Origin of the sequence: Mesorhizobium yinganensis (assembly GCF_040081985.1) — a bacterium.
Taxonomy (GTDB): Bacteria; Pseudomonadota; Alphaproteobacteria; order Rhizobiales; family Rhizobiaceae; genus Kumtagia; species Kumtagia yinganensis.
In genome coordinates this window covers 14001-40176 of the sequence record NZ_JBEBMH010000030.1, presented here as the reverse complement: position 1 = coordinate 40176, position 26176 = coordinate 14001, and the positions used below count along the sequence as shown (strand labels likewise).

24 protein-coding genes are annotated in these 26176 nt (G+C 61.8%); 16 read left to right on the top strand and 8 right to left on the bottom strand.

Annotated features, from left to right (window positions below):
* Window positions 1-229: 229 nt before the first annotated feature.
* The gene (locus ABMA59_RS30885) at window positions 230-3034 is read right to left on the bottom strand and encodes a calcium-binding protein (RefSeq protein WP_349009218.1); all 2805 of its coding nucleotides are present in this window, start codon (window positions 3032-3034) and stop codon (window positions 230-232) included.
* 226 nt (window positions 3035-3260) lie between these two features.
* On the opposite strand from ABMA59_RS30885, the gene ABMA59_RS30880 reads away from it, so the two are divergent.
* Both ABMA59_RS30880 and ABMA59_RS30875 read left to right on the top strand, forming a co-directional pair.
* On the top strand, window positions 3261-4265 hold the full coding sequence (locus tag ABMA59_RS30880) for a helix-turn-helix domain-containing protein (protein ID WP_349009217.1): 1005 nt from the start codon (window positions 3261-3263) through the stop codon (window positions 4263-4265).
* 82 nt (window positions 4266-4347) lie between these two features.
* Window positions 4348-5400, top strand: a complete 1053-nt coding sequence (locus ABMA59_RS30875; RefSeq protein ID WP_349009216.1) for a helix-turn-helix domain-containing protein — start codon at window positions 4348-4350, stop codon at window positions 5398-5400.
* 154 nt (window positions 5401-5554) lie between these two features.
* On the opposite strand, the gene ABMA59_RS30870 is transcribed toward ABMA59_RS30875, so the two are convergent.
* Window positions 5555-7402 carry a beta strand repeat-containing protein gene (locus ABMA59_RS30870; protein ID WP_349009215.1) on the bottom strand — a complete coding sequence of 616 codons (1848 nt, stop codon included), beginning with the start codon at window positions 7400-7402 and terminating at the stop codon, window positions 5555-5557.
* Between the two features lie 629 nt (window positions 7403-8031).
* Between ABMA59_RS30870 and ABMA59_RS30865 the strand changes: the two genes are divergently transcribed.
* A complete protein-coding gene (locus ABMA59_RS30865) occupies window positions 8032-8328 on the top strand; it encodes a hypothetical protein (protein WP_349009214.1) in 297 nt (98 codons plus the stop codon).
* Between the two features lie 42 nt (window positions 8329-8370).
* Here the strand turns inward: ABMA59_RS30865 and ABMA59_RS30860 are convergent, their stop codons facing one another.
* Window positions 8371-8616 (bottom strand): hypothetical protein, encoded by a 246-nt coding sequence (locus ABMA59_RS30860; RefSeq protein ID WP_349009213.1) that lies wholly within the window; start codon window positions 8614-8616, stop codon window positions 8371-8373.
* A 250-nt stretch (window positions 8617-8866) separates the two neighbouring features.
* Between ABMA59_RS30860 and ABMA59_RS30855 the strand changes: the two genes are divergently transcribed.
* Genes ABMA59_RS30855 through ABMA59_RS30845 form a run of 3 tightly spaced genes read left to right on the top strand, consistent with a single transcriptional unit; the run spans window position 8867 to window position 10583 of the window.
* A complete protein-coding gene (locus ABMA59_RS30855) occupies window positions 8867-9286 on the top strand; it encodes an HIT domain-containing protein (protein ID WP_349009212.1) in 420 nt (139 codons plus the stop codon).
* A 33-nt stretch (window positions 9287-9319) separates the two neighbouring features.
* A complete protein-coding gene (gene nudC / locus ABMA59_RS30850) occupies window positions 9320-10261 on the top strand; it encodes an NAD(+) diphosphatase (protein ID WP_349009211.1) in 942 nt (313 codons plus the stop codon).
* Between the two features lie 28 nt (window positions 10262-10289).
* Window positions 10290-10583, top strand: coding sequence for a Dabb family protein (locus ABMA59_RS30845; RefSeq protein WP_349009210.1), 294 nt, complete (start codon window positions 10290-10292; stop codon window positions 10581-10583).
* A gap of 41 nt (window positions 10584-10624) precedes the next feature.
* Here the strand turns inward: ABMA59_RS30845 and ABMA59_RS30840 are convergent, their stop codons facing one another.
* Both ABMA59_RS30840 and ABMA59_RS30835 read right to left on the bottom strand, forming a co-directional pair.
* Window positions 10625-11488, bottom strand: coding sequence for a prephenate dehydratase (locus ABMA59_RS30840; protein WP_349009209.1), 864 nt, complete (start codon window positions 11486-11488; stop codon window positions 10625-10627).
* Window positions 11489-11490: 2 nt separating this feature from the next.
* Window positions 11491-12225: a 3-deoxy-manno-octulosonate cytidylyltransferase gene (locus ABMA59_RS30835; RefSeq protein ID WP_349009208.1), complete on the bottom strand. Its 735-nt coding sequence runs from the start codon at window positions 12223-12225 to the stop codon at window positions 11491-11493.
* 194 nt (window positions 12226-12419) lie between these two features.
* Here ABMA59_RS30835 and ABMA59_RS30830 point away from each other — a divergent pair, with 194 nt between their 5' ends.
* The 7 genes from ABMA59_RS30830 to ABMA59_RS30800 all read left to right on the top strand — a co-directional run bounded on the left by ABMA59_RS30830 (window position 12420) and on the right by ABMA59_RS30800 (window position 22042).
* The gene (locus tag ABMA59_RS30830) at window positions 12420-13163 is read left to right on the top strand and encodes a c-type cytochrome (RefSeq protein WP_349009207.1); all 744 of its coding nucleotides are present in this window, start codon (window positions 12420-12422) and stop codon (window positions 13161-13163) included.
* A gap of 141 nt (window positions 13164-13304) precedes the next feature.
* Window positions 13305-15179, top strand: coding sequence for an extracellular solute-binding protein (locus ABMA59_RS30825; RefSeq protein ID WP_349009206.1), 1875 nt, complete (start codon window positions 13305-13307; stop codon window positions 15177-15179).
* On the top strand, window positions 15179-17056 hold the full coding sequence (locus ABMA59_RS30820) for an extracellular solute-binding protein (RefSeq protein WP_349009205.1): 1878 nt from the start codon (window positions 15179-15181) through the stop codon (window positions 17054-17056). Before ABMA59_RS30825 ends, ABMA59_RS30820 begins: the two co-directional genes overlap by 1 nt.
* A gap of 85 nt (window positions 17057-17141) precedes the next feature.
* Window positions 17142-18248 (top strand): microcin C ABC transporter permease YejB, encoded by a 1107-nt coding sequence (locus ABMA59_RS30815; protein ID WP_349009204.1) that lies wholly within the window; start codon window positions 17142-17144, stop codon window positions 18246-18248.
* Window positions 18248-19396, top strand: a complete 1149-nt coding sequence (locus ABMA59_RS30810; protein WP_349009203.1) for an ABC transporter permease — start codon at window positions 18248-18250, stop codon at window positions 19394-19396. The genes ABMA59_RS30815 and ABMA59_RS30810 overlap by 1 nt, the downstream gene beginning before the upstream one ends.
* Window positions 19393-21024, top strand: coding sequence for an ABC transporter ATP-binding protein (locus ABMA59_RS30805; protein ID WP_349009202.1), 1632 nt, complete (start codon window positions 19393-19395; stop codon window positions 21022-21024). The genes ABMA59_RS30810 and ABMA59_RS30805 overlap by 4 nt, the downstream gene beginning before the upstream one ends.
* A gap of 76 nt (window positions 21025-21100) precedes the next feature.
* Entirely contained in the window at window positions 21101-22042 is a 942-nt protein-coding gene (locus tag ABMA59_RS30800; protein WP_349009201.1) for a 2-hydroxyacid dehydrogenase, read from the top strand.
* A gap of 54 nt (window positions 22043-22096) precedes the next feature.
* Here the strand turns inward: ABMA59_RS30800 and ABMA59_RS30795 are convergent, their stop codons facing one another.
* From ABMA59_RS30795 to ABMA59_RS30785, 3 genes are all read right to left on the bottom strand, one after another.
* Window positions 22097-22744 carry a TadE/TadG family type IV pilus assembly protein gene (locus ABMA59_RS30795; RefSeq protein WP_349009200.1) on the bottom strand — a complete coding sequence of 216 codons (648 nt, stop codon included), beginning with the start codon at window positions 22742-22744 and terminating at the stop codon, window positions 22097-22099.
* A 41-nt stretch (window positions 22745-22785) separates the two neighbouring features.
* A complete protein-coding gene (locus tag ABMA59_RS30790) occupies window positions 22786-23367 on the bottom strand; it encodes a TadE/TadG family type IV pilus assembly protein (protein ID WP_349009199.1) in 582 nt (193 codons plus the stop codon).
* Between the two features lie 170 nt (window positions 23368-23537).
* On the bottom strand, window positions 23538-23939 hold the full coding sequence (locus tag ABMA59_RS30785; RefSeq protein WP_425476012.1) for a pilus assembly protein N-terminal domain-containing protein: 402 nt from the start codon (window positions 23937-23939) through the stop codon (window positions 23538-23540).
* A gap of 368 nt (window positions 23940-24307) precedes the next feature.
* Between ABMA59_RS30785 and ABMA59_RS30780 the strand changes: the two genes are divergently transcribed.
* The 3 genes from ABMA59_RS30780 (at window position 24308) to cpaB (ending at window position 26173) form a co-directional block, all read left to right on the top strand.
* Window positions 24308-24481 carry a Flp family type IVb pilin gene (locus ABMA59_RS30780; RefSeq protein ID WP_349009197.1) on the top strand — a complete coding sequence of 58 codons (174 nt, stop codon included), beginning with the start codon at window positions 24308-24310 and terminating at the stop codon, window positions 24479-24481.
* A 164-nt stretch (window positions 24482-24645) separates the two neighbouring features.
* Window positions 24646-25167 (top strand): A24 family peptidase, encoded by a 522-nt coding sequence (locus ABMA59_RS30775; RefSeq protein WP_349009196.1) that lies wholly within the window; start codon window positions 24646-24648, stop codon window positions 25165-25167.
* 196 nt (window positions 25168-25363) lie between these two features.
* Window positions 25364-26173: a Flp pilus assembly protein CpaB gene (gene cpaB, locus ABMA59_RS30770; protein WP_349009195.1), complete on the top strand. Its 810-nt coding sequence runs from the start codon at window positions 25364-25366 to the stop codon at window positions 26171-26173.
* Window positions 26174-26176: the final 3 nt, after the last annotated feature.

Here is a 26176-nt window from a genome sequence, read left to right as displayed (position 1 = left end):
GTCCATCACGCCGAATGCTCCGCCTGGTCATAAGCCGTCCGATCAAACCGTAAAGGCTCGCGTCGCCTCGGCTCCGGAAAGCCGTTTTCGCCGGCGACGCGAGCCTATTCGGCGCAGTGGCGTCGACCCGCATTGCCGTGAATGTCCATTCGGTCCTTGAGGACAGCCGAGACTCCAATGGCTTGGCTTTTCCTTTCGGACCGAATGGACAATCCCAAGAAGCTTACATTCAGATCACCTCGAAATCGGCCGCGGTGATGCTGGGCAAGCCTGTCAAGGTGGCGAACTGCACGCCGGCGAAGTTCGCGCCGTTGCCGTCCGCGTCGTAGAACAGCTTGCCGGTGTCGGTCTCGTAGACGATGTAGTCGTTGGCATCGGCCGGCAGCCCGGTCGCATTGGCCCGGAAGAAGGACGCATCGAGCACACCGAGCGATTTCAGCGCCGTGAAGATCGCGTCGTCGAGCTGGATCGTGTCCTCGGCCGCATCGAAGTCGGCGACGGTGTCCACGTTCGTCGCGGCGTCGAGCGCCGAGTTGAAGATGAACTTGTCCGCGCCGGCGTCGCCGAACAGGATGTCGTTGCCGCCATAGCCCTTGATGCGGTCGTCGCCGTAGCCGCCCCGGATGGTGTTGACGGCGTTGTCACCGTTCAGCGCGTCGTCATACTTCGAACCGCTGAGGTTCTCGATCGAGACGTAGCTGTCACCCTTGGCAAATCCGGCGTTGATCGCCGGGTTCGCCAGGCTGGCGATCACGCCGGCATCCGCGCCGGAATAATGCGCCGTGTCGATGCCCTCGCCGCCGATCAGCGTGTCGCCGCCGTCGCCGCCATAGAGAATGTCGTTGCCCAGCCCGCCGTCGAGAACGTTCACGCCGGAGGTGCCGCCGAGAGAGTCGTCCTTGGCCGAGCCGATCAGATTCTCGATCGACACAAAGCTGTCTGCCGAGGCGTCCCCATTGTTCACCGCCAGTCCGTCCAGATAGGCCTTTACCGCTCCGTGATAGGCATAGCTGACGGTATCTATATCTTTGCCGCCGTCGAAGGCGACATGGCCGTTGGCATCGAACAGCGTGTCGTCGCCGTCGCCGCCATAGAGCTTGTCGCCGTTGCTGGCATAAAGCTTGTCGGCGCCGCCGTTGCCGCTGATCGTCTCGGCCCATTGCGTGCCGCGGATCGTCTCGGCGTCGCCGTCGCCGACGATGTAGACGCTGTCTTCCTTGCCGGGGAACACGGACAGCTGCATGTCCAGCAGGAACAGGTTGGCGTTGGTTGACGCACCCATGTTGATGATGATCTGGTCCTTCTGGTTGTTCAGCCCGTCGATCGTCATCGTCTCGTTCGGGCCCCAGAACTGGTCCGCATCCATCACGAAGGTGGTCGGCTCGCTGAACGCGCCGCCCAGTTCGACCTTCTCGATGTTGTACAGCGCGGCACCCGAGATGCTGACGATCGAGCTGACGTTGCTGGCGGCGAGGTGGAGCACGTCGTCGCCGTTGCCGCCGTCGATCGCTTCGCCGGCGACCACGTCGCCCTTCTCGATGTAGATGACGTCGTCGCCGTCCTGTGCATTGATCGTGTCCTTGCCGGTGCCGCCGTCGATCAGGTCGTCGCCCCAGAAGCCGAGGATGGTGTCGTCGCCGTCCTCGCCGCTCAACTGGTCGCCTTCCATCCAGGTCGAGGAGTCGTCGCCCACCGCGCCGAAGATGATGTCGTTGTCCAGCCCGCCGTAGATCGTGTCGTGACCGCCGCCGCCGTTCAGGATGTCGTTGCCCGAGCCGCCGTCGATGTAGTCGTCGCCGCCGGCGCCGGACAGCGTGTCCTTGCCGCCGCCGCCTTCGATCTCGTCGCGCAGGCCGTCGCCGGTATAGGTGTCGGCGGCGTTGTCACCCTTGACGATGTTGACGAAGGCGTCGATGCGGGCGGAGATCGAAGTCCCGGACTCGTCCTGCCAGGCGGTGATCACCGAGCTGTCGGCGAAGCCATCGATCGCCGACTTGATCTCGTCCATGCCGGTGTTGGCCATGACGAACTCCCACTGGCCGTTGACCTGCACATGTTCGCCGTTGGCGTCGAACAGGGCGCCGTAGATATCCTTGTCGGTAGCGCTGTATTCGCGTGTCCAGGTCACCAGGATGTGGCCGCTGTCGAGCTGGGTGATGTCCGGCTGGCTGCCGGGGTGGTTGGCAGGGTCCCAGCCGATCGTCGACGTCGACGGGACCACCGTGCCGTCCGCCTTGACGATCTTCAGCGAGAAGTCCTGCGTGTTGGATATATCGTCGAGGACAACCGCGAAGCCCCCGTCCTTCAGGCCGACCATCGCGAAGTCGGTCGCGCTGGTGGAGAGCGAGATCGTCTTCAGCGCGGTGCCGGCGGCGTTGTAGACGCGCGCGGTGACATCGGGGAAGCCGTTGCCGGTGTCGGTGATCCAGCCTACCGCGAAGCCGCCGCTGTCGAGCGCTGTGACCTGCGAACCCTTCTGGGTGCCGTCGTCGCTGGTGTTCACCTGGGTGAAGCCCTTGACCTCGTTGCCCGAGCTGTCGAGGATCTTGAAGCTGATGTTGTTGAAGTTGCCGGCATAGCCGCTGCTGACGACGAAGTTGCCGTTGCTGAGCGCGGTGACGTCGACGCCGGTATAGTTCACGCTCTCGAAGGAGATGTGCTTCTCCTGGACGATGAGACTGCCCGCCGGCGAAAAGATCGAGACCTGGATGCCGGCATCCTGCTGCTCGTCATTGTTGTCGTCCCAGACGACCGCCACGTTGCCGTTGGCAAGTTCGATCAGGGACGGCTCGCCGATCGCGTCGGTATGCACGCCCGCATAGGGGCCTTGCGCGGAGGCGACGAGGTTGTGGTTGGCGTCGTAGAAGTCGAGCATCATGAAGCCGTTGCTCAGGCTGCCGTTGTTGTAGGCGACGACGAAGCCGCCATTGCTGAGCGCGAGCACGTCAGGCGCCATTTGCGTGCCGTTGCTCCAGCCGCTCGCCGTGAATTCCGTCTTCACGCTTTCCATTATATGAGTGATGGTCAGTGCCATTGTCTTTGCTCCTATGTTGGGCCCTGTCCGGTTGAGGAACGGGCGATGGCGCGGAAGATAGGAGCAAGGGCGGGTCACGGTCTTGGAGCGGGATGCGTTCCAACAGGCTTGTGGTGCGGAGAATTTGGACTGGCGCGCACAGTTCTTGGATTGGGATGCATTGCGCCCGGATTCGACTTGAATTCGCCCGGAATAGGTTCAAGGTCGCGCCAGAGGGAGTTTGGCCATGGCCCAACTTGCAGTTCAGTCGGTTTCCGCGCCGCCGGTGCCGCGAGGCGCGGTCGTTTTCGATGCCGTGACCGCGGCCACGCCGGCTGTCCGGCTTCGCGCCTGGCGCGATTTCATGTCGGACCGGCTGGCGGAGTTCGACTATTTCCCGAACAATGACGAGCCGTTCTACGGGGCGGTCGTGTCGATGGACATCGGCCCGATCCGCATCAACCGGGTCGATTGCTCGGGCGGCCGCTGGAGCCGGCGGGTCAACCACCTCGTGGACGGCCACGACAACTACAATCTGTGCATGTCGATCGATTCAGGCTATCGGCTGACACAGGGCGCCGCCGACATCGTGCGCCGGCCGGGCGAGTTCGTTCTGATCGACAAGGCCCGACCGAGCGAATGCATGGTCGACACCAGCGGCGCCGACTACCAGATCGTCGTCCCGCGCGCCGCCGTCGACACGAGTCAGCGCGGCCGCGACGTGAGCGCCGAGACCGCCATCGACAGCGCCTCCCAGCCGCTGCGCCTGCTGCGCGCCTACGTCACCTCGATCTTCGCGGCGGCGCAGGATCTGTCCGATCCCATCATCTCGCGGAAGGTCGGGGATCATCTGCTCGACCTGGCGATACTCGGCCTTTCGCCCTCTCGTGACGCGGCGCATGAGGCGGGCAACCGCGGCCTGAAGGCGGCGCGCCTTGGCGCCGTGCTCGGCGAGATCAACAGGCGGTTCCGCGATCCGGCGATCTGTCCGCAATCGGTCGCCGCCGCCATCAACATCTCGCCACGCTACCTGTTTCAGTTGCTGGAGGAGCGCGGGCTGGTGTTCAGCAAACTGGTGATGGAACTGCGGCTGAAGCGGGCGCGTGATCTGCTGGGCGACTACCGCAACGACCATCTGCGTATCGGCCAGATCGCCTACGATTGCGGGTTCAACGACCTGTCTTATTTCAACCGGGCCTTCCGCGCCCGCTTCGGCGACGCACCGGGCGCCATTCGCGCCGGCAGAGCGTGACGGACCGTATGAAACGCCCGAGGACCTTCCGTGTCCGTAGCCGTCGCGCGGCAGGCGAAGGCGCCTGCGAGGCCGTTGCGGGATGAACCCGAAACGCGAGCGAGCCGCAAGCAAGCCGCCTATACCGCGCGGCACGCTGGTATTCGATACCAGCGCCTACGCGCCCGCCGACCGGCTCGATGCGTGGACCGACCATCTGTCGCGCACCTTCGCCACTTTCGACTTCAACGTCTCGACCAACACGCCATTCTACGGGCGGCTGGAGACGCTTTCGCTCGGTCCGCTGAAGGTCAATCGCGGCGATTGCAGCGCTGCCCACTGGGCCCGGCTTGGCCGCCATCTCTCGGACGGACGCGACGACTACGGGCTCTGCGTGGCGCTTTCCGGCTCCTACCGGCTCATCCAGGGCGATGTCGACGTCATCCAGCAGCCGAACAGCTATACGCTGATCGACAATGGCAAGATCAGCAACGTCTACGCCAATTCCAACGGTGTCGACTACGACATCGTGGTGCCGCGCGCGGCGCTGAGGAACACGCAGCGCGTACGCGCGCTGTCGTCGCCGCCGATCCTCAATGTAGACGCCAACGCCATGCGGTTGCTCGGCATCTACATCGATTCCATCTACAATTCGGAAGCCGACTTCTCCGACCCACTGCTTGCCGCCAAGACCGGAGAACATCTGCTCGACCTCATCATCATGGGCCTGCAGCCGACGGCGGAAGCTGCCGAGCGGGCGCGCGACCGGGGCCTGCGTGCCGCTCGCCTGCGTTCGATCCTCACCGAGATCCAGAACAGTTTCGCCGAGCCCTCGTTGGGGCCGGCTGCGCTCGCAGCGCGCGTCCATGTTTCCGAAAGCTATCTGCACAAGCTTCTGGAGGAACGCGGCCTCGTCTTTTCGCGGATCGTGATGGAACTGCGCCTCGGCCTTGCCGTCTCCATGCTCTCGGACCCTCGCTACCACCTCGTCGGCATCGGCGACATCGCAAGGCAGTCCGGCTTCAACGACGTGTCCTACTTCAATCGCTGCTTCCGGGCGCAGTTCGGAATGACGCCAAGGGATATGCGCAAGGGAGATCACGCCATCCCGCTCGACCGCCTCCCGGTCCGGGATGCGGTGCTGCCGGAACCTTGAGGAAGCGCCGCCTCAGCGCAGCTTCGCTCCCCGTCACAAAGGAACAACCGACCGCCATTTCGGCCTTTCGACCGAAATGTTTTCGTCCGAGAAGCGTCGGGCCCGACGATTGTTGCAACAACGCCCGCCTGGTTTGCCGACCGAAAAATACTTCTCAGATCACCACGAAATCGGCGGCCGTGAGGGCGAGGCCGGGAGCGAGCGTGGCGAACTTCACGGCAGCGAAATCCGTGCCTGTGCCGTCGGCGTCGTAGAACAGCGAACCCGTGTTCGAATTGTAGAAGATCCGGTCGTCGGCATCGCGCGGCGCAATCGCGTTGTCCTTGAACGCCGAGGCGTCCAGCGTCCCCAGGCCAAGCGCCGAGAAGATCGAATCATCCAGTTCGATCAGGTCTTCGCCGACGGTGAAGTCGCCGATGCGGTCGACATTGCCGGCGCCGAGCGCGCTGGAGAAGCGGAAGGTGTCCGTCCCGCCCATGCCCCACAGCACATCGTTGCCGCCCGCGCCGTCGAGCACATTGGCGCCGTCATTGCCGCGCACCAGTTGCGCAAGCTCGTTGCCGGTCAGGTTGACCGCATAGGTGGCCTGAAGCGAGGTGGTGTTGAGATATTCGGCACTGACGCCGCTGGCCAGCACGAAGTTCACCCCGGCGCTGACGCGGTCGGCGCCTTCGCCCGCAATCTCGACGATGGTCGCGCTGGCATTGTAGACCGAATAGCTGTCATTGCCGCCGCCTCCGGTCAGCGTGTCGGACCCGCCGACGCCGCCGTCGTTGAGAATGTTGTCGCCGGCATCGCCGGTCAGCACGTCGGCGAAGATCGAGCCTCTCAGGTTTTCGATGCCCGTGAGCGTGTCCCCGGAAGCATCGCCGGTCGAAACCTGCGGCCCCGCCAGACCGAGATCGACGGTCACGCCAGCCGAGGAAGCGGCATAGCTCACAGTGTCTCTGTCGGCCCCGCCGTTCAGGATCTCGGCCGCCGCGCCGCCGAGCAAGGTGTCGTTACCTGTCCCGCCGTCCAGCGTGGTCGCACCGGCGAGCACGTCGTTGCCGTCACGGCCTTCGAGCGTGCCTGTTCCAATGCCGGTCAGCACGTCGCCGAAAGCCGAGCCGATGGCGTTGGTAGTACCTACCAGCATGTCGCCTTGGGCGTCGCCTCCCGTGCCTGTGCCGGCGACGAGGTTGATATTCACGGCTGCGGACGAACCGGAATAGTCGACAGTATCTGTGCCGCCATTGCCGGTGAGAGTATCGGCTCCCGCACCGCCGATGAGCGTGTTGTCGCCGGCCGATCCGATCAGAGTGTCGTTGCCGGCCGATCCGATCAGCCGCTCGATGCCGGTAAGCGTATCACCCTGGGCATCGCCGTCGCTGCCGGTGCCGGAGGTGAGGTTGACGGTTACCGGGGAGGCGGAACCGGAATAGTCCGCCGTATCCGACGTGCCGGCGCCACCCTGCAGGGAGTCGGCGCCGCTGCCGCCGATCAACACGTCGTCGCCGGCGCCGCCAAGCAGGATGTCGTTGCCGCCATTGCCGTTGAGGATGTCGTTTCCCCCCTGGCCGTTAAAGGTGTTCGCGCCCGAGGTGCCCGAGAGATTGTCGCCCCCGGTATTGGAGCCGATCAGGTTGGTAATGTCCTTGATCCAGTCGCCCTGGGCATCACCGCCGAAACCTTGCGAGGCATTGGTGAGTTGGAGGTTGATGCCATGCATCGGCAAAGTGAGGCTGACCGTCACTGACAGGTCGATGGTGATGCCGTCCACGGATGTCGTGTAGTCCGCCGCGTCAATGCCTGAAGGAGTTATGATGCCAGCGGCATTGACCAGGCCACCGATGATCACATCCGCGCCGGCCCCGCCGCGGATCACGTCATCGCCCGACCAGCCGATCGCCATGTCGTCGCCGCCGAGCGCGTCGACGAAGTCGTTGCCGATGCCCTGGACCGGACCGATGATGAGATCGGGCAAGACTTCGGCGCTGTTGCTGCCGGTGAAGGTGGCCATGATATCCTCCTGCAATTGTCGTCGACGGTCGAAACGCAGATGCAACCTTGAATCAGGCTCATCTGACTATCGGAGGTTGTAGCCCGAAAGAACGATGAGCGTCTACCAGTCCCCGCTGCCAGGTCTTATCCGTCTGTCGGTGGATGGTTAAGAAGTGGCTGATCCACCGTGGTCAAATTTACCGAACGCGCAACAGGCCTGCGCGTGGACGCCGATCGCGGGGATCGTATTGCCGTGACTGCCTATAAATATTTGCGATATGCAAAAAAAACTTTTGCCTATGCCGGTGTAAAATTCGCTGCAATTGAAATAGGTACTGTCCAGCAAATTGTACTTTCGTGCAATTGCAACAATTGTTCCAAAGAAAGATAGGGATGTTACATATCGCATGCCTATAGAGTCGGCTGATCGCCGGTTCGGCAAGAGAGGCGAACTTCTGTGGCGGATCAAAATCGGCAAGAATTACGCAATATATTCGTATTCGTTCGAATGTGACTTGGTCGAATGAAATGTGAAACCGCTTTTTTGGTCATCAAGCGTTATCCGAAGACGTACACCGATCATCGCGGCGCAAAAAACGCCTGGGGCGTTGCTGCGTCGGCTTTGATCCGCCGGGATGACGCCGGATCGTGCAGGCCGGCGTACCTCGCCACAGGTTCGGGACCGAAAATGGAAGCCGAAGTGTTGAAGGTATTAAAGTGAACACGCCTGTTGGCCGCGATACCCGAGACAAACTGCTCCACGTTCATTCGATGCTGCGGGAACTGAAGACGATCGTGGAGGCGGAGCGCTGCGATATGCTCGCCCATCTGATCGAGATGGCCTGCCTGGAATCGGCCGACATGCTGCGCGGCTCGCGTCCCGTTCGTTCAAGCACCTGCCATTGGCCTTCCGGCATTCGGATAGCCTCTGATCGGGGCAAATGAGCCTCCGCGGCGGACGAGGCGCATGTCGCCTCAACAACCCGTCTAACGGTCTTCGGCTACGTCGTCCAATGGATGGGTTTGCGGGAATGGCAGGTTTGCGGAAGCCCGGACGGATCGCGCTACTTGAAGAAGGTGAAGCAGCGATTCATCGCCGATGATCCATCCTTCAGTGCGAACCAATGCCGCGAATGCATCGATGAATTCGTCCCCTTTCCTCTCGAAAAGGAGGCGGTTCAGCAGCAATCCCTCTTTCGCGTCGGGCGCCGGAGGCATGTTCGTCTTCGGCACTCTGAAATCCTCCTTATCTCCCGCAGGCCAGCATGGTACGGAAACGTTTCAGCCCTCTATCACGACATCTATGACCGGTTAAGCACCGGGACGAAAATTAATGTCGACATGCCCCGGTCGCGGTCGGAAGCTGGGGGCAGGGATCGACCGGCAATGTCGCGCGATGTTTTGCCGGTGTGCTTGGCAATCATTCGCTTGCAGCCGCGCGGCGCTGCATCTAGCTTTCTCCAAAACCAAAGAGGAAACGCCGATGCTGCCTGGCCTCAAGGCCGGATTCGAGCTCGACGCGCGGCTGGAAGCCGACAGCGTGTCGTTGATGTGGCTCGGCCTGTGCGAGCTTCGCTTGATGAACGACCGGCGCTGGCCCTGGCTGCTGCTCATTCCCCAGCGTCCGGGCATCGAGGAAGTGCACGATCTCACTCCCCTGGATCAGGCGATGCTGACCTTCGAGACCAACATGGTGGCGCAGGGCCTCAAGCGCGCGACCGGCTGCACGAAGATTAATTCGGGCGCGCTGGGCAACATCGTGCGTCAGTTGCATGTCCATGTCATTGCCCGTTCCGAAGGTGATCCGGGCTGGCCGGGGCCAGTCTGGGGTTTCGGCCAGCGCGAGCCCTACAAGGCGGACGACAAGTACAGTTTCATCGACAAGGTGAGGGCGGCGCTGTAGAGTGAAGGTCCCTCGATTCACTCCGTTTCAGTCATGACCTTCCGCCTTTTTGACGCGCCCGAGCGCGAACCCAGCCAGTTCGTCGGTTTCGCTGGCAATCTTATCGATCGCCAGGCCGAAAAGCGCAGCGACGCTGTCGTTCCCGTGGCGCTTGCCAATCCGGCCGCGCGCATCCTGCTGGTGCGGGGCGGCCGTTCGTATCTGAAGCTGAACGGCAGCGGCTTCGACACTTATTTCGCTTGGCCCGAGGCGGAGGCCCTCGGTGCCGGGGCGGCGGAGGCGATTCTGCTTGGCGTCGACGAGCATGGCCCGGTTCTGGCGGCCACGGCCGGCGTCGATCCCGAGCAACTGCCGGAAACGATCAAGGCGATCGACTATCGCTCGGTTTACACCCAGGGCCTGCTCGGCCCCCCCGAAATCGGCGCGCTGGCGCAGGCCGCTTCCCTGCTCGCCTGGCACGCCAGCCACCAGTTCTGTGGCCGATGCGGCCATAAGACCGAAGTCCGTATCGGCGGCTACAAGCGGCACTGTCCAAATTGCGGTGCGGAGCATTTTCCGCGCACCGACCCGGTCGCCATCATGCTGACGGTGACGCGGGAAAAATGCCTGCTCGGGCGCGGGGCGCATTTCGCGCCGGGCATGTATTCGGCGCTGGCCGGCTTCATCGAACCCGGCGAGACGATCGAGGCGGCGGTGCGCCGCGAGACGCTGGAGGAATCCGGCATCCGGCTGGGCCGCGTCATCTACCACGCCAGCCAGCCCTGGCCTTTCCCCTATTCGCTGATGATCGGCTGCTTCGGCGAGGCGCTGAACGAGGACATCCGGCGCGACGAGGCGGAGCTTGAGGATTGCCGCTGGTTTTCGCGCGACGAGGTACTCGCCGCGCTCGCCAAGAGCCATGAGGGCGGCGTCTTCGTTCCGCCGTCCGGCGCGATCGCCCACCACCTCATCCGCTTCTGGGCTGAAAACCCATAGACTTGTTCCTACGCAGAAGGAAAAACGCATGATCCGCCATACCGTCGTGTTCACACTCAGGCACAAGCCGGGATCGGTCGAAGAGCAGGAATTCCTCGACGAGGCGAAGAAACTCGCCGACATACCCGGTGTGAAAAAATTCGAGCAGTTACGGCAGGTCAGCCCGAAGAACGATTTTCGCTTCGGCTTCTCGATGGAGTTCGCCGGCCAGGCCGCCTATTCCGGCTACAACAATCATCCGTTCCATGTCGCCTTCGTGCGCGACCGCTGGATGCCGGAGGTCGAGAAATTTCTGGAGATCGATTACGAGCCGCTGGGCTGAAGGCGCACCTCCGGAAGAGGAAACCTCTTCCGGAGGTCGGATCAGTCCGCGACGTTCCATTCCTCGCGCGAATCGCTGCGCGGATAGACGCCGAGGATTCGCATCTCCTTGGAGAAGAACCGCAGCTCGTCGAGTGCGTTCTTGACGCTCACGTCGTCGGGATGACCCTCGATGTCGGCGTAGAACAGCGTCGCGGTGAAGGCGCCGAGCTGGTAGCTCTCCAGCTTGGTCATGTTGACGCCGTTGGTGGCGAAGCCGCCCATCGCCTTGTAGAGCGCGGCCGGCACGTTGCGGACGCGAAAGATGAAGGTCGTCATCATGCGCGCGTCGGGCGAAGCGCGCTCGACCCACTGCTTGCTTTTTGTCAGCACGACGAACCGCGTCACATTGCTGTCGGTGTCCTCGACATTCTCTTCCAGAATGTCGAGCCCGTAGAGGCCGGCGGCGAGCCTGGGCGCAAGGGCTGCCATGCTGCGGTCGCCGATCTGGGCGATGAGTTTCGCAGCACCCGCGGTGTCGCCGGCGACCGTCGGCTTCCAGCCGTTCTTGCGGATGTATTTGCGGCACTGGCCGAGGGCGTGGATGTGGCTGTGGACCGTCTTGATTTCCTTGCGCGACACGCCCGGCAGCACCATCAACTGGAAATGGATCGGTAGAAAATACTCGCCGACGATGTGCAGCTTCGATTCCGGCAGGAGGTGATGGATGTCGGCGACGCGGCCGGCGATCGTGTTCTCGATGGGGATCATGGCGAGGTCGGCCTTGCCGGTCTCCACCGCGCTGAAGGCATCCTCGAAGGTAGGGCAGGGCAGCGGCTCCATGTCCGGGAACATATTGCGGCAGGCGGTGTCGGAATTGGCGCCGGGCTCGCCCTGGAACGAGATGCGGTTGGTCTTGTCTGCCATTGTCAAACTTTCGGGCTAAGGACTTCGCGCGCCCGTTCGAGGTCGTGCGGGGTGTCGACGCCGAGCGGAACGGCGCCGACGATTGCCGCGTCGATGCGCATGCCGGCTTCCAGCGCCCGCAACTGTTCCAGTTTTTCGCGCTTTTCCAGCGGCGAAGGCGGCAGTGAGACGAAACGGGCGAGGGCTGCGCGGCGATAGGCGTAGAGCCCTATGTGGTGATAGTGCGGCCCCTCGCCCCATGGCGCGGTGGCGCGGGTGAAATACAGCGCTCGCAGCCGCGCGGAGGGCTGAGCCGAGCCGACGATCTTGACGACGTTCGGATTGGTGCGCTCTTCGTCGCGAACGATCTCGACGCCCAGCGTTCCGATGTCGACGGCAGGGTCTTCCAACGGCGAGAGCGCGGCGGCGATTGTCGCCGGTTCGATGGTCGGCAGGTCGCCCTGGACGTTGATGACGACATCGACGTGGCCGTTCGGATCGAGGGTCGACAGCGCCTCGAAAATGCGGTCGGAGCCGGATTCGTGATCGACGCGCGTCATCACCGCTTCGAAGCCGTGCGCGCGGACTGATTTCGCCACGGCTTGCGTGTCCGTCGCCACCACGACGCGGCCGAGCCCGCTTTCGGCGGCGCGCATCGCGACATGCACGATCATCGGCGTGCCGGCGATGTCGGCGAGCGGTTTGCCCGGCAGGCGGGTCGAGGCCATGCGGGCGGGGATGAGAATGAGATTGGTCATGATTTGCGGGGCGGGGCGAAAGGGCTGTCCAAAGTGTCAAAAGGTCTCACGGCGAGCGCCCTTATAGGAGTTGCAACGACCAAGCAAAAGACCTAGTTTCCGCCCGACCTGACCGGGCGGCTTCCCGGTCGCGGCATCGTGCCCGCGTGCCGGAAATGCACGGCCGAGAGGGGCAGATCAGGAGCCTGGAGCGGATGGACTCTTTCGAATTCAACAAGCTGATCGGCGGATTGCTGGGGGCGGTCTTCGTCGTATTTTCGATCTCGCTGATTTCGGATGCGATATTCGCGGCTCCCGTGCCGGAAAAGCCCGGTTTCATAATTGAGGCTACCGAGGAAGCGCCGGCCGCTGGTGGCGGCGAGGCGGCCGCCCCGGAATCGGTCCTGCCGCTGCTGGCTACAGCCAACGCGGAGGCGGGCGCCGCTGTGTTCAAGAAGTGCGCCGCCTGCCACACGGACGACAGCGGCGGCGCCAACAAGGTTGGCCCGAACCTGTGGGGTGTGATCAACCGCCCGGTCGCCTCGCATGCCGGCTTCGCTTATTCGGCGGGGATGAAGGAGTTCTCGCAGGACGGCAAGGTGGTTTGGGATTATGAGCATCTCGACCATTTCCTGACCTCGCCGAAGGGCCTGGTGAAGGGCACGGCCATGGGTTTCGCCGGCCTGAAGAAGGCCCAGGATCGCGCTGACGTGATTGCCTATCTGCGCACCACCGCCGACAGCCCGGCCCCGCTGCCCGAGGCTTCGGCCGCGCCGGCCGCTCCCGCCGCCGAGAATGCATCGGCCCCCGCGGACGCCGCGAAGCCGGCGGATCCTGCGGCCAAGCCCGCCGAGGGCACCCCGCCTGCTCCGGCTGGAGCCGCCAAGCCCGCAGAGGGTGCTGCCCCCGCGCCCGCCGAGGCCGCGCCGAAGCCGGCGGAGCCCGCACCTGCTCAATGACGAATTTGTAATTCTCGAAATCACGAAAAAGCCGGGTTCTGCCCGGCTTTTTTGCTATCAAGACTTTCGATGCGGGGCGCGATGGTTTCCATCCGTGCCGCGAGGACTAGATTTGAACGGAAGACGAGTTGGAGATTGCCGATGAAGGTGTTGCCGTTTGCGGGGAAACTGGTTCCGGCGCTGGCTGCGCTGCTGATGGCAGTGACAGCGGGACAGGCCCAGGAATGGCGCGGGACTTCCACCTTGTTCGGAGAGTCCAAATACGGGAACGACTTCAAGCGGTACGACTACGTCAATCCGGATGCGCCGAAAGGTGGCACCATCAATTCGGCGGCGCTCGGCACCTTTGACAGTTTCAATCCGTTCAGCGTTTCTGGAACACCGGCGGCTGGCATAGGTAGCTATGGTGGCTTGCTCTATGACACGTTGATGGTTCAGTCCATTGACGAGCCGAGTACCAGCTATCCCATGATAGCGGAGGCATTCAAATATCCTGATGACTATTCTTCTGCCACTTATCGGATAAACCCGCGAGCTAGGTGGCATGACGGCACGCCGATCACCGCAGAGGACGTGGTTTGGTCGCTGAAGACCCTCAAGGAGGTCAACGCGCTCTACAACAAGTATTATGCCAATGTTGTCGACGCCGTCGCGTTATCGGACCATGAAGTCGAATTCCGGTTCGATCAAAAAGGCAATCGCGAACTTCCGCACATTATGGGCGATCTCGCTGTTTTGCCGAAACACTGGTGGGAGGGGACCGATGCTCAAGGCAAGAAGCGGGACATTTCACGGCCAACCTTAGAGCCACCGCTCGGCTCTGGTCCCTATCGGATCGAAAGTTTCAAGCCTGGTTCCGAGATCATATGGGCGAGGGTTCCAGACTACTGGGCGGCGGATATCGGCGCCAACGTCGGGCGCCATAATTTTGATCGCCAGAGATATATCTACTTCGGTGATCAGAATGCTGCTTGGCTTGCCTTCACAAAAGGTGGCTACGACGACATACGAGCAGAAAACAGTGCGAAGCGCTGGGCAGTCGACTACAATTTCCCGGCCGTCAAGGATGGGGACGTTATCAAGAAGGAGTTTGCTTCTACGTCGCCCAAGCCCGCACAGTTTTATGCTCTGAACAATCGTAGAGAGCAATTCAAGGATCGCCGTGTGCGCGAGGCTCTCACCTGGGCCTTTGATTTTGAAAGCATGAACAGGACCGTGTTCTACAATTCCTACAAGCGGACCAGCAGCTATTTTGAAGGTGGAGAACTCGCCTCAAGTGGGATACCGCAGGGCAAGGAACTCGAGATTCTCGAGGCTTACAGGGACAAATTGCCGCCAGAACTTTTTACCCAGGAGTTCAAGCTGCCAGTCTATACGCAGCAATCCACACGCGAAAATCTGAAGCATGCATTCGAGTTGTTCAAGGAGGCTGGATGGATCAATCGCAACGGCAAACTCGTGAACGAAAAGACCGGCAAGCAGTTCAAGATCGAATTCCTAGGGGACGATCCAAACGATGAGAGGACGACCAATCCATTTATCGAGAACCTGCGGCGGCTTGGCATCGATGCATCGCTGCGCGTTGTCGACACCAGTCAATACATCAGCCGAGTGAGGTCATTCGATTACGATGCTCTTGCGTTGATTGGTTCCGCTCAATCGCTGTCTCCCGGGAACGAGCAGCGGGACTTCTGGAGTTCTGCGGCTGCGGACCGTCCCGATTCGCGCAACTATCTGGGCATCAAGGATCCAATTGTGGATGCGTTGATCGACAGGGTAATTTTCGCGTCGGACAGAGCCGATCTGATTGCTGCCACACATGCGCTCGATCGCGTTCTTTTGTGGAACTACTATTCCGTTCTCCAGTGGAATCTTCCAGTTGCACGGGTCGGATACTGGAACAAATTCGGTATTCCGGAAAAGCAGCCGTCATATGCTGGTTTTGACTCGGAATCCTGGTGGATCGACCCCGACAAGGAAAAGGCGCTGGCGGCGAAATACAAGGGCGTGAACTGATGCGCGCTTCCCGCCGGGAGTTCCTCGCCGGCGCGGGGGCAGCGCTCGCGGTGCCCCTGCTGCCGAAGGCTGTCTTCGCGGCCAGCCCGACGGGCACCCCGCTGTATGGGCTGTCGGCCTTTGGCGATCTCAAATATCCCGCGGATTTCAAGCACTTCGACTACGTCAATCCGAATGCGCAGAAGGGCGGCACGTTCAACTTCCAGCCGCCCAACTGGGTCTACAACCAGAACGTCCAGACCTTCAACACGCTGAACAGCTTCGTTGCGCGCGGCGATGCGCCACCGCGTATGGAGATGTGTTACGATTCGCTGATGACCAACAAATCGACGACGGCGCTCGACGAACCGGACGCCGTCTACGGATTGCTGGCCGAGAGCGTCACGATCTCCGGGGACCGAAACAGCTTCGAATTCTCGTTGCGGCCGGAAGCGCGCTTCCATGACGGCTCGCCGATCACGGCCGAGGATGCCGCCTTCACCTTCAGGCTGTACAAGCAGGACGGACATCCCGACCTGTTGCTGACGCTGACGGAGATGACCGACGCGGTCGCCCTCGACGCGCGCAGGCTGCGGCTGACCTTCTCGGGCAAACACTCCGAGCGAACCGTGCTCAACGTGGTGACCTTCCCGATCCTGTCGAAGGCTTATTTCACTCAGAACAAGTTCGACAGCGCCGGCCTGAAGGCGCCGCTCGGCTCCGGGCCTTACAAGGTGGGCCGCGTCGTCGCCGGTCAGACGATCGAATATGAGCGTGTGCCGGACTATTGGGGCAAGGACCTCGCGGTCAATCGCGGCGTCTACAATTTCGACCGGCTGCGCATCGAGTTCTACAGGGACCGGCAGGTTTCATTCGAGGCGTTGAAGAAAGGCGACGTCCGCTACCGCCAGGAATTCACCTCGCGCACCTGGGCGACGGCGTATGATTTCCCCGCAATCGCGCAGGGCAAGGTGGTCAAGCGCGAATTTCCCAGCGAGAAGCGACCGTCCATGCAGGCGATGGCGATCAATTTGCGGCGCCCACGATTCCAGGACGTGCGTGTGCGCCGCGCCATCGGCATGTGCTTCGACTTCGAATGGACGAAGCGCAACCTCTTCTACGACCTCTACGAGCGCTCGCAATCCTGCTTCCAGCGCTCTGACTACATGGCCGAGGGCATGCCGTCCCCGGAGGAACTGGCGCTGCTCGAACCGCTGCGCGACAAGCTGCAGCCGGAGGTGTTCGGCGAGGCGGTCATCCAGCCGGTGTCGAACGCATCGGGCCGTGACCGCAAGCTGCTGGGAGCGGCGTCCCGATTGCTCGCGGAGGCCGGTTGGAAACGCTCCGGCTCGCTTTTGGTCGACGACAAGGGTGAGACGCTGGCGGTTGAACTCCTCGACGACGACGATTCGCTCACACGCATCCTCGCGCCCTGGGTCGAGAACATGCGGGCCATCGGCATCGACGCCTCGATCCGCATCGTCGACACGGCGCAGTTCCAGGCGCGGCAGTCGGATTTCGATTTCGACATGGTGATGATGGCCTTGTCGTTCAACGCGACGCCGACCATGGACGACATGGAGACGATCTTCCATTCGCGCGCCGCCAATGTCCCTTCGTCGCGCAACCTTCCAGGCACCGCCGACCCCGCCGTCGACGCGCTTATTGCGGCGGTCGGCAAGGCTGCGGACCGCAAAAGTCTGATCGTCGCCATGCGGGCGCTGGATCGGGTCTTGCGCGCGCGGCAGGACTGGATTCCAAACTGGTATTCGGCGAATCACCGCGCGGCGTTCTGGGACATGTTCGGCTTCAAGGAGCCGAAGCCGGACTACGGATTCCCGGTCGAGGCGCTATGGTGGTACGACGAGGACAAGGCGGCGGCAATTGGGAAAGCCTGACATTTTTGTCGTAGCGTTGCGCGTTAGGTGCTGCTTGCCTAGGGGCGGCGCGACGCCCTGCGCGCGGAAAAGGCGGATCTGACGGATGGGCGCCTATATCCTCCGACGCATCCTGCTGATGGTGCCGACGCTGTTCGGCATCATGGCTATTTCCTTCCTGGTGATCCAGTTCGCGCCCGGTGGGCCTGTCGAGCAGGTCATCGCCCGGCTGACGGGGCAGGGCGGCGATTCCATGGACCGTATCTCCGGAGGCGGGGGAGGCGATCTCAGCGGCGCCGGCAATTTCGACGCCGGTGGCGAGGCCACGTCGAAATACCGCGGCGCGCAGGGCCTCGATCCCGAATTCATCGCCAAGCTGGAAAAGCAGTTCGGCTTCGACAAGCCGCCGCTCGAGCGCTTCGGCATGATGCTGTGGAACTATGCCCGCTTCGACTTCGGCGAGAGTTATTTCCGCGACATTTCGGTGCTCGACCTGATCATCGAGAAGATGCCGGTATCGATCTCGCTCGGCCTGTGGATCACGCTTCTGTCCTACCTGATCTCCATTCCGCTTGGGATCAGCAAGGCGGTGCGTGACGGCTCTACCTTCGACATGTGGACGAGCGGCATCGTTATCATCGGCTATGCGATTCCCGGCTTCCTCTTTGCCATCCTGCTGATGGTGCTGTTCGCCGGAGGCTCGTTCTTCGACTGGTTCCCATTGCGCGGGCTGACCTCGGACAATTGGGAGCAACTGTCCTGGCCGGCGAGAATCCTCGACTATTTCTGGCACATAACGCTGCCGCTGATTGCCATGGTGCTGTCGGCCTTCGCGACCACCACGCTGCTCACCAAGAATTCCTTCCTCGATGAGATCCGCAAGCAATATGTGGTGACGGCGCGGGCGAAAGGCCTGTCGGAGCGGCGCGTGCTCTACGGCCACGTTTTCCGCAACGCCATGCTGATCGTCATCGCCGGTTTTCCCGGTGCCTTCATCTCCGCCTTCTTTACCGGTTCGCTGCTGATCGAGAACATCTTTTCGCTGGACGGCCTCGGACAACTCGGCTTCCGATCCGTGCTCGACCGCGACTATCCGGTGGTGTTCGCAAACCTCTACATCTTCTCGCTGATCGGCCTCATCGTCTCGCTGATCTCCGACCTCACCTACACCTGGATCGATCCGCGCATCGACTTCGAGACGAGGGACGTCTGATGGTGGACGCTCTCGCCCCTGCCGAAACTGTGCCGGTTGCGCGCACCAAGCGGCCATGGGTATCACCGCTGAACCAGCGCCGCTGGCAGAATTTCAAGGCCAACCGGCGCGGCTACTGGTCGCTCTGGATATTCCTCGTCCTGTTCGTGTTGTCGCTATTCGCTGAACTGATCGCCAACGACCGTCCAGTGATGATCTCCTACAAGGGTGAGATACTGTTCCCGGTCGCGGTCGATTATCCGGAGGAGATGTTCGGCGGCTTCCTGGCGGTCACGGATTACCGCGACCCGGTCATCCAGGACGAGATCAAGGCCAATGGCTGGATGATATGGCCGCCGATCCGTTACTCCTACCGGACGGTCAACAACGAGATACCGGAGGCAGCGCCCGCCAAGCCATCCTGGCTTTACTCGAAGGAGGAGCGCTGCTCGCGCTATCCGCAAGGCGTCGACGACGAGAACTGCACGATCGGCAACTGGAACTGGCTGGGCACAGACGACCAGGCGCGCGACGTCCTTTCGCGTGTCATCTATGGCTTCCGCATCTCGGTGCTGTTCGGACTGCTGCTGACGGCGGGAGCGGCGATCGTCGGCGTCTCCGGTGGCGCGGTCCAGGGTTATTACGGCGGCTGGCTGGATCTCATCCTGCAGCGCGTCATTGAGATATGGTCGGCAATCCCAGTGCTTTACCTGCTGCTGATCATCTCGGCGATCCTGCCGCCGGGCTTCTTCATCCTGCTCGGCCTGATGCTCTTGTTCTCGTGGACGGCCTTCGTCGGCGTGGTACGCGCCGAGTTTTTGCGCGCCCGCAACTTCGAATATGTGAATGCGGCGCGCGCGCTTGGCGTGCCGAACCGGACGATCATCTTCCGGCACCTGCTGCCCAACGCCATGGTGGCGACGCTGACCTTCCTGCCCTTCATCCTCAACGGCTCGATCACCACTCTGACCTCGCTGGATTTCCTGGGCTTCGGCCTTCCGCCGGGCTCGGCATCTCTCGGTGAACTGTTGCGCCAGGGACAGCGCAATCTGAATGCGCCATGGCTCGGCCTCTCCGGTTTCTTCGTGATCTCGATCATGCTGTCGCTGCTGATCTTTGTCGGCGAGGCGGTGCGCGATGCCTTCGACCCTCGGAAGACCTTCAAATGAGCGGCGCGCCTTTGCTTTCCGTGCGCGACCTGTCCGTGGCGTTCACCCAGGGCGGTCGGACCTCCACCGCGGTCGACCACATCTCCTTCGACATCGCCAAGGGCGAGACGGTGGCGCTGGTGGGCGAATCCGGATCGGGAAAGTCCGTCACGGCCCTGTCGGTCCTGAAGCTCCTGCCCTATCCGCCGGCCAGCCACCCCTCCGGTCAGATCCTGTTCAACGGCGAAGACCTGCTGGCCAAGGACGAGGACGGGTTGCGCAAGGTGCGCGGCAACAAGATCACCATGATCTTCCAGGAGCCGATGACCTCGCTCAATCCGCTGCATACGATCGAGCAGCAGATCGTCGAGATATTGTCGCTGCACCAGGGAATGCGCGATCGCCAGGCGCGGGAGCGCACGCTGGCCCTGCTGCGCGAGGTGGGCATTCGTGATCCGGAAAAGCGCCTCGGCGCCTATCCGCATCAATTGTCGGGCGGCCAGCGCCAGCGCGTGATGATCGCCATGGCGCTGGCCAACGAGCCGCAACTGCTGATCGCCGACGAGCCGACGACGGCGCTGGACGTCACCGTGCAGGCGCAGATTCTCGAACTGTTGGCCGGGCTGAAGCAGAAGAACGGCATGTCGATGCTGTTCATCACCCATGATCTGGGTATCGTCCGCAAGATTGCCGACCGGGTCTGCGTGATGACCAAGGGCAAGATCGTCGAGACCGGCCCGACCGGGGATATCTTCACCAACCCGCAGCACGAATATACCCGCCATCTGCTCGCCGCCGAGCCGAAGGGCCGTCCGCCGGCCGCGGACCCCAGCGCCAAGACCGTGATGACTGGCGACGGCGTAAAAGTCTGGTTCCCGATCAAGCAGGGGTTTTTCCGGCGCACCGTCGATCACGTTAAGGCCGTAGACGGCATCGACATCGACGTGCGCGCCGGCCAGACGGTGGGCGTAGTCGGCGAATCCGGATCGGGCAAGACCACGCTCGGCCTTGCGCTCTGCCGGATGATTTCCTCGCAAGGTGGCATCCGTTTCGAGGGGCGAGACATCAACCGGCTTTCTTTCCGCGAGATGCGGCCGTTGCGACGTGAATTGCAGATCGTCTTCCAGGACCCCTATGGCTCGCTCAGTCCCAGAATGTCGGTGTCGGAGATCATCGAGGAGGGACTGACCATTCACGAGCCGGGCCTCACGGCCGACGCCAGGGACACTCGTGTGGTCGACGTGCTCCAGGAAGTCGGCCTCGACCCGGAAACTCGTTTCCGCTATCCGCACGAATTCTCCGGCGGCCAGCGCCAGCGCATCGCCATTGCCCGCGCCATGGTTCTCAAGCCGCGCTTCGTCATGCTGGACGAGCCGACATCGGCGCTCGACATGAGCGTGCAGGCGCAGGTCGTCGACCTCCTGCGTGCGCTCCAGGCCAAGCACGACCTCGCCTACCTGTTCATAAGCCACGATCTGAAGGTCATAAGGGCGCTCGCCAATGAGGTGATCGTCATGCGCAACGGCCGGATCGTCGAGCATGGTCCCGCAACCGAGATATTCGAACGCCCTCGGACGGATTATACCCGCGCGCTGATCTCAGCCGCCTTCCGCATCGAGACGGCCCCGACCGGCACCGTCAGCGAATGAGTGGTGGCGGATACTTTCGCCTCTTGCGCGATATCCCTGTTGGATACTAATCGGGTCCGGCAGGAGGAATGACCGAATGGAAAAGGGCAAGGTGCTGCTCTCGGTGACGGGGTTCAACCCGCAGCGCTGGCACGAACTGTTGTCGGCGAACCGGGACGTCGTGCTGGAGCCTGACGGACCGGCCGATCCCTCGATCACCTACGCCGTCGTGTGGAAGCAGCCGGCGAACATCCTCTCCAACCTTCCCAATCTGAAGGCTGTCTTTTCGATCGGCGCCGGCGTCGACCATATTCTTGCCGATCGCACGGTCCCCGACGTTCCGATCGTCCGCGTCGTCGATGAGAACCTGGCGCAGCACATGACGGAATATGTCGTCTGGCGCGTGCTCGACCATCATCGCTTCGGCATGCTGTATCAGGCGCAGCAGAAGAAGAAGATCTGGCGTGAACCACCGCAGCGGACTGCCAACGATATTTCGGTCGGCATCATGGGGCTGGGCAATCTTGGTCGCGCCGCCGCCCGCGCGCTTCTCGGTCTCGGATTCCGCGTCAACGGTTGGAGCCGGTCGGAGCGTCCCGTGGACGGCGTCGTCACGTTCGCCGGCGATGCCGGGCTGCGGCCGTTCCTCAACGCTACGGACATACTGGTCGTTCTGCTGCCTCTGACCGCTGCGACCAGAGGTATCGTCGACTACAGCCTCTTGAAGGAACTGCGCAGGCGCAACGGCCTGGGCGGCGCTGTGCTGATCAATGCCGGGCGAGGCAGGCTGCAGAAGGACGACGACATCCTGCGGGCACTGGAGGACGGGACCTTGAAGGAAGCCAGCCTCGACGTGTTCGAGGTTGAGCCGCTGCCGAAGACCAGCCCGCTCTGGACGCATCCCAAAGTGTTCGTGACGCCGCACGCGGCGGCCACCTCGGACCCGAATTTCCTCGTGCCGCCAATGCTTGCGCAGATGGATGCGCATGACCGTGGCGAGCCGTTGCGCGAGCTGGTGGACAGGCAGGCAGGATACTGAAACGGCTGCTATGGTGTTGTAACGCGGTCCGTTTCTGCAGGCTGCGCCTGGAAGTCAGCAGCCGGTGCAGACGATCGTCGTACCCATGCGCGGGCGATTGTAATAAGTCTCGTGCATCGGAAAGTCGTTGAATGCCGCGGCGAAGCCCAGCGCGTTCTCCTGGCTGTCATTCCAGAAGATCATCGGCTTGTAGCACAGATCGGTTTCCACCCGGATCAGAAATGTGCCGGGGATGTTCAACGCTGTAGGGACGGTTGCCGGCGAGCCCGCCTGCGGCAGGGCCGGCAGCGGCGGACATCCTGTGCCCGAGCCGGCCTGCCTGCGCGACCACGCAACCCTTACCTGGGAAGCCGGATTGGCAGGCGTGATCTCGATCGCCGTTATGCTGATGGTCGGCTGGCTGCGCGAATAGGGCTGGATGATCGACTGGCCGATCTGCATGATCGCATCGGCCTCGACGGCTGTGACCGTGTCCTGCTGCTGGGTGACCAGGTCGGCGACCATGCTTGCGATACGCCCGACCTTCTTGTTGGTGGTGATCGCCTGCGACGCTTCGATCGTTACGAAATACATTATGAACATGATCGGCGCGATCATCGCGAATTCAACGGCGCCGACACCACGTCTGTCCTCCAGCAGCCTTTTGAATGCGCGGAACATACTCAGTGCTGGCCGGCGTATGTCGCCCATTTTCATCGCCATTGCCTGTTTTTCCATCTTCCCAGCGAGGAGCCTTGCCGAATCTAGTTGTTGAAAGGCTCGTTCTTCCAGATGACAGCGGCGAAATGCACGGTTTTTCCTTCTTTGCCGTTCTGAAGGAGCTCGCTGATGTTGTCGGTAATCAGCGGCCATTTATAGTATAGACGAAGCATGTTTATTGTCTGCGGACCGCCCAGTTCGACCTTAAAATCGTTCTTGTTAAGGTCTTCGGATAGCATGTACTTCTTGACCGTTTGCGCGCTGGCGAAGGTGGTGAAATTGCGTAAGTCCACGTATAGGCCAGGGCAATTGTTGGCGACGATGATTGCGATCTGATCGCAGACTTTCTGCTTGAGGGTCGTCTCGTCTATGGTTCTGATCTGGCCCGTTCGCAATTGCCGGGCAACGTCGTCCGCTGCATTGGCGAGAACCTGAGATCCGGCGAACGAAATGCAGCTTTCAAGAATGACGAAAAGCATCACTGAGAAGGGAAGCGCGAGCATGGCGAATTCGACCGCGGTTGCGCCCCGCGCATCCACCAAGAACCGCCGGAACAGCCCCGCGAAAATCCTCTTGTCGCGGACGTCGTCGGTCTGCGGAGCGGCGCTCATCGCTTTGTTGCCCATACGATTCTTCATTGCCGGAGACTTTAGAGCGAAACCATTGCGGTCCCGTTTTGCCGATCGCTAAAATCGCTCCGGATAGATTTACGGCCGCGTAACCTCCGGCGAGGCCGTATTTTCCATTTCAAGAAAGGCAGTAGCGGGCGAGGCACTTAATCGACGCCCGGCCCCCCTTATTGCGCGGCGCTTGTCTCTGCCTCGGACGTGCGTTCGGCATCGGATTTGTAAGAGCTCTCGCAGAACGGCGTGCAGGACAGCGTCTGTATGTCCGCGCGCCGGTATATGCGCAGGGACGATGCCGTCTGCCGTGCCACAGTGATCTGCTCGTCGACGATCGGCGTGCCCTCGGCATCGAGCACGACAAGGTTGGTCACGCCGAATCCCTTGCCCGTCAGCACGATGGTGGTCGAATCCTGCACCGCCGCGTCGGCGATGTTGGGATTGCCGACCACGATGGTGTCCGCGGCACGCGCCAGCTTGACGATCTTGGCCTGATTCATCACCACCTGAATGCCGTCATCGGCTTTCGCCGGCAGGACAGCGCCGATGGCGAGTGCTCCCAGCAGGCCGAGCATCTGCAGGCAATTCTTGGTGACGGCCATTGCGTTCTCCGGGCGGCACAGGTTCTCAACCGAAAATGAACGATATTGGTGAACGGAGCGTTAAGCTCCGCAATGACGTCAAGGGGACGACGTTTCAATGTTCTCAGTCGGCAGCGGCGGTATGCTTGAAATGTTTGCACAAACGCGCTGATTTATCATTTTATGACAATTCTTTATTTAGCCCATGGTTAACCACGCGGGTCGACGAGCCAGCGAAACAATTCGGTAAGGCTGTTTATTAAGCGCATTGAAAGAGCTTCTCCATAGATTGCAGCCATCCGATCAACCACCAGAAAAGTTGACGGAAGTGCTGTAAAACACGTGGAGTGAAGGATCTCAAAATGTCGAAGCTTTTTTCCCGCTTTGTGAAGGACGAATCCGGCGCGACCGCCATCGAATACGGTCTGATCGCCGCCCTCATCGCTCTGGCCATCATCGTTGGCGCGGGCACCCTCGGCAACACCCTGAACAACAAGTTCATGCAGATTTCCAATGAACTGAAGGACGCGAACTAAGCTCCTCGAAGCTTGCTTGACGGCGTTGTTGTATTACAGCGAGGGCCGCTCCGCTTGGGGCGGCCTTTGCCGTCGACACGGAGCCGCACCTTGTTCACGCAGTTCCGCCAATTTGCATTAAGTCACCCTTAGACCTGAACCTGAAGGCTGAGGTCACGAGAGCCATGCTTGAAGCCTTGATATTCGTGGTATTTCCGTTTTGCATGGCCTTCGCCGCCATCTCGGACATGCTGTCGATGACCATCGCCAACAGGGTGGCAATCATTCTCGTCGTGACGTTTACGGTTGCCGCTCCCCTGACCGGCATGGAGTGGACGGCCTTCGCCTGGCATTTCGCGGCGTTCTTCACCGTTCTGCTGGTTACCTTTTCCCTCTTTGCCCTGGGCGGCATGGGCGGCGGCGACGCCAAACTGCTTGCCGCGACAGCCCTCTATATGGGCATGAGCATCCAGCTCGTTCAGTACCTGGTGATCTCCGCATTCCTCGGAGGGTTGCTGACCTTGGCCATCCTCAGCTTCCGCGGTTCCGCCCTTTCGGTATATGCGGGCCACAACCTCTTCCTCAGGAATTTCACGGAAGCCCAGAAAGGTATTCCCTACGGCATCGCGCTTGGAGCCGGCGGCCTGCTGACCTACCCCGCCTCGCCCCTGATGCAATGGGCTTTTGGGCAACTCGCCGGCAATTGATACTGCACTTGCGCAGTATTGGCGGATGACACTGGCGGCCCCAGGGCCGCTATTTGCGTTTGTGCGTTTCGTTGTCCGGCATTTAATTGAAACGTAAAATTAATCATAAACGTTTGCAGACCGTTAACCGTAATTTGACGATTGCCGCTGCAAGTTCCGCTTGGCTTGAAGAGTTGCCAAGTGCGGGGTTCGACGGATGGCATCGCGGGTGATCATTCTGGGCGTGGCTGTGGCCGCGGCGGGTGGTGCGGGATACGTTGCCAAGAACATGACCGCGCCACCGCCGGCGCAGATCGTCGTCGAGCAGGGACCGTCCCAGCCGGCGGTCGCGCTGGGTGAGGTTCTGGTCGTCTCCGGCGACGTGCCTATGGGCGCGGGTGTCGGTGACCAGTTGTCCTGGCAGGAATGGCCGTCAGAAGGGATAAACGACAACTTCATCACCCGTGCGGCCGAGCCGAACGCGCTGGACGAACTCAAGACGGCCATTGCCCGCGTGCCGATCTATGCCGGCGAGCCGCTGCGGCGATCCAAGCTGGTGGGCGAGGGTCAAAGCTTCATGTCGTCCATTCTCCCGTCGGGTTACCGGGCCATCGCAACGCAGATCTCCGCTGATACTTCGGCGGGCGGCTTCATTCTGCCGAACGATTTTGTCGACGTGATCATGACGCGCCGGGCGGATGCCGGATCGGCCACGGGCTTCATCACCGAAACGATCTTGCAGAACATCAAGGTTCTGGCGATCGACCAGACCATCCAGGAGGACGAGGAGGGCAAGAAGGTCAAGGTCGGCGAAACCGCGACGCTCGAACTCACGCAGCAGCAGGCGGAGATCATCACCGTCGCCCAGCAGATGGCCGACCGGCTGACGCTGGCACTGCGCTCGGTCGCCGACGCGCAGCAGGCCCCGGAGAACGAGGCCGACTATCTCGTCACGGGCAACGGCAAGCGCGGAACCGTCCGGCTGATCAAATCCGGCGAAGTTTCCGAAGTGGGGGCAAGGAAATGAACT

Bases quoted from the DNA above. Each gene is read 5' to 3' on its own strand.
- ABMA59_RS30815 (WP_349009204.1), top strand. From the start codon at position 17,142: ATGGGCGCCTATATCCTCCGACGCATCCTGCTGATGGTGCCGACGCTG.
- ABMA59_RS30805 (WP_349009202.1), top strand. From the start codon at position 19,393: ATGAGCGGCGCGCCTTTGCTTTCCGTGCGCGACCTGTCCGTGGCGTTC.
- ABMA59_RS30830 (WP_349009207.1), top strand. From the start codon at position 12,420: ATGGACTCTTTCGAATTCAACAAGCTGATCGGCGGATTGCTGGGGGCG.
- ABMA59_RS30870 (WP_349009215.1), bottom strand. From the start codon at position 7,402: ATGGCCACCTTCACCGGCAGCAACAGCGCCGAAGTCTTGCCCGATCTC.
- ABMA59_RS30820 (WP_349009205.1), top strand. From the start codon at position 15,179: ATGCGCGCTTCCCGCCGGGAGTTCCTCGCCGGCGCGGGGGCAGCGCTC.
- ABMA59_RS30840 (WP_349009209.1), bottom strand. From the start codon at position 11,488: ATGGCAGACAAGACCAACCGCATCTCGTTCCAGGGCGAGCCCGGCGCC.
- ABMA59_RS30785 (WP_425476012.1), bottom strand. From the start codon at position 23,939: ATGCTCGGCCTGCTGGGAGCACTCGCCATCGGCGCTGTCCTGCCGGCG.
- nudC (WP_349009211.1), top strand. From the start codon at position 9,320: ATGACCTTCCGCCTTTTTGACGCGCCCGAGCGCGAACCCAGCCAGTTC.
- ABMA59_RS30790 (WP_349009199.1), bottom strand. From the start codon at position 23,367: ATGGGCAACAAAGCGATGAGCGCCGCTCCGCAGACCGACGACGTCCGC.
- ABMA59_RS30885 (WP_349009218.1), bottom strand. From the start codon at position 3,034: ATGGCACTGACCATCACTCATATAATGGAAAGCGTGAAGACGGAATTC.
- ABMA59_RS30855 (WP_349009212.1), top strand. From the start codon at position 8,867: ATGCTGCCTGGCCTCAAGGCCGGATTCGAGCTCGACGCGCGGCTGGAA.
- ABMA59_RS30880 (WP_349009217.1), top strand. From the start codon at position 3,261: ATGGCCCAACTTGCAGTTCAGTCGGTTTCCGCGCCGCCGGTGCCGCGA.
- ABMA59_RS30775 (WP_349009196.1), top strand. From the start codon at position 24,646: ATGCTTGAAGCCTTGATATTCGTGGTATTTCCGTTTTGCATGGCCTTC.
- ABMA59_RS30795 (WP_349009200.1), bottom strand. From the start codon at position 22,744: ATGGCGATGAAAATGGGCGACATACGCCGGCCAGCACTGAGTATGTTC.
- ABMA59_RS30810 (WP_349009203.1), top strand. From the start codon at position 18,248: ATGGTGGACGCTCTCGCCCCTGCCGAAACTGTGCCGGTTGCGCGCACC.
- ABMA59_RS30835 (WP_349009208.1), bottom strand. From the start codon at position 12,225: ATGACCAATCTCATTCTCATCCCCGCCCGCATGGCCTCGACCCGCCTG.
- ABMA59_RS30825 (WP_349009206.1), top strand. From the start codon at position 13,305: ATGAAGGTGTTGCCGTTTGCGGGGAAACTGGTTCCGGCGCTGGCTGCG.
- ABMA59_RS30875 (WP_349009216.1), top strand. From the start codon at position 4,348: ATGAACCCGAAACGCGAGCGAGCCGCAAGCAAGCCGCCTATACCGCGC.
- ABMA59_RS30845 (WP_349009210.1), top strand. From the start codon at position 10,290: ATGATCCGCCATACCGTCGTGTTCACACTCAGGCACAAGCCGGGATCG.
- ABMA59_RS30800 (WP_349009201.1), top strand. From the start codon at position 21,101: ATGGAAAAGGGCAAGGTGCTGCTCTCGGTGACGGGGTTCAACCCGCAG.
- cpaB (WP_349009195.1), top strand. From the start codon at position 25,364: ATGGCATCGCGGGTGATCATTCTGGGCGTGGCTGTGGCCGCGGCGGGT.
- ABMA59_RS30780 (WP_349009197.1), top strand. From the start codon at position 24,308: ATGTCGAAGCTTTTTTCCCGCTTTGTGAAGGACGAATCCGGCGCGACC.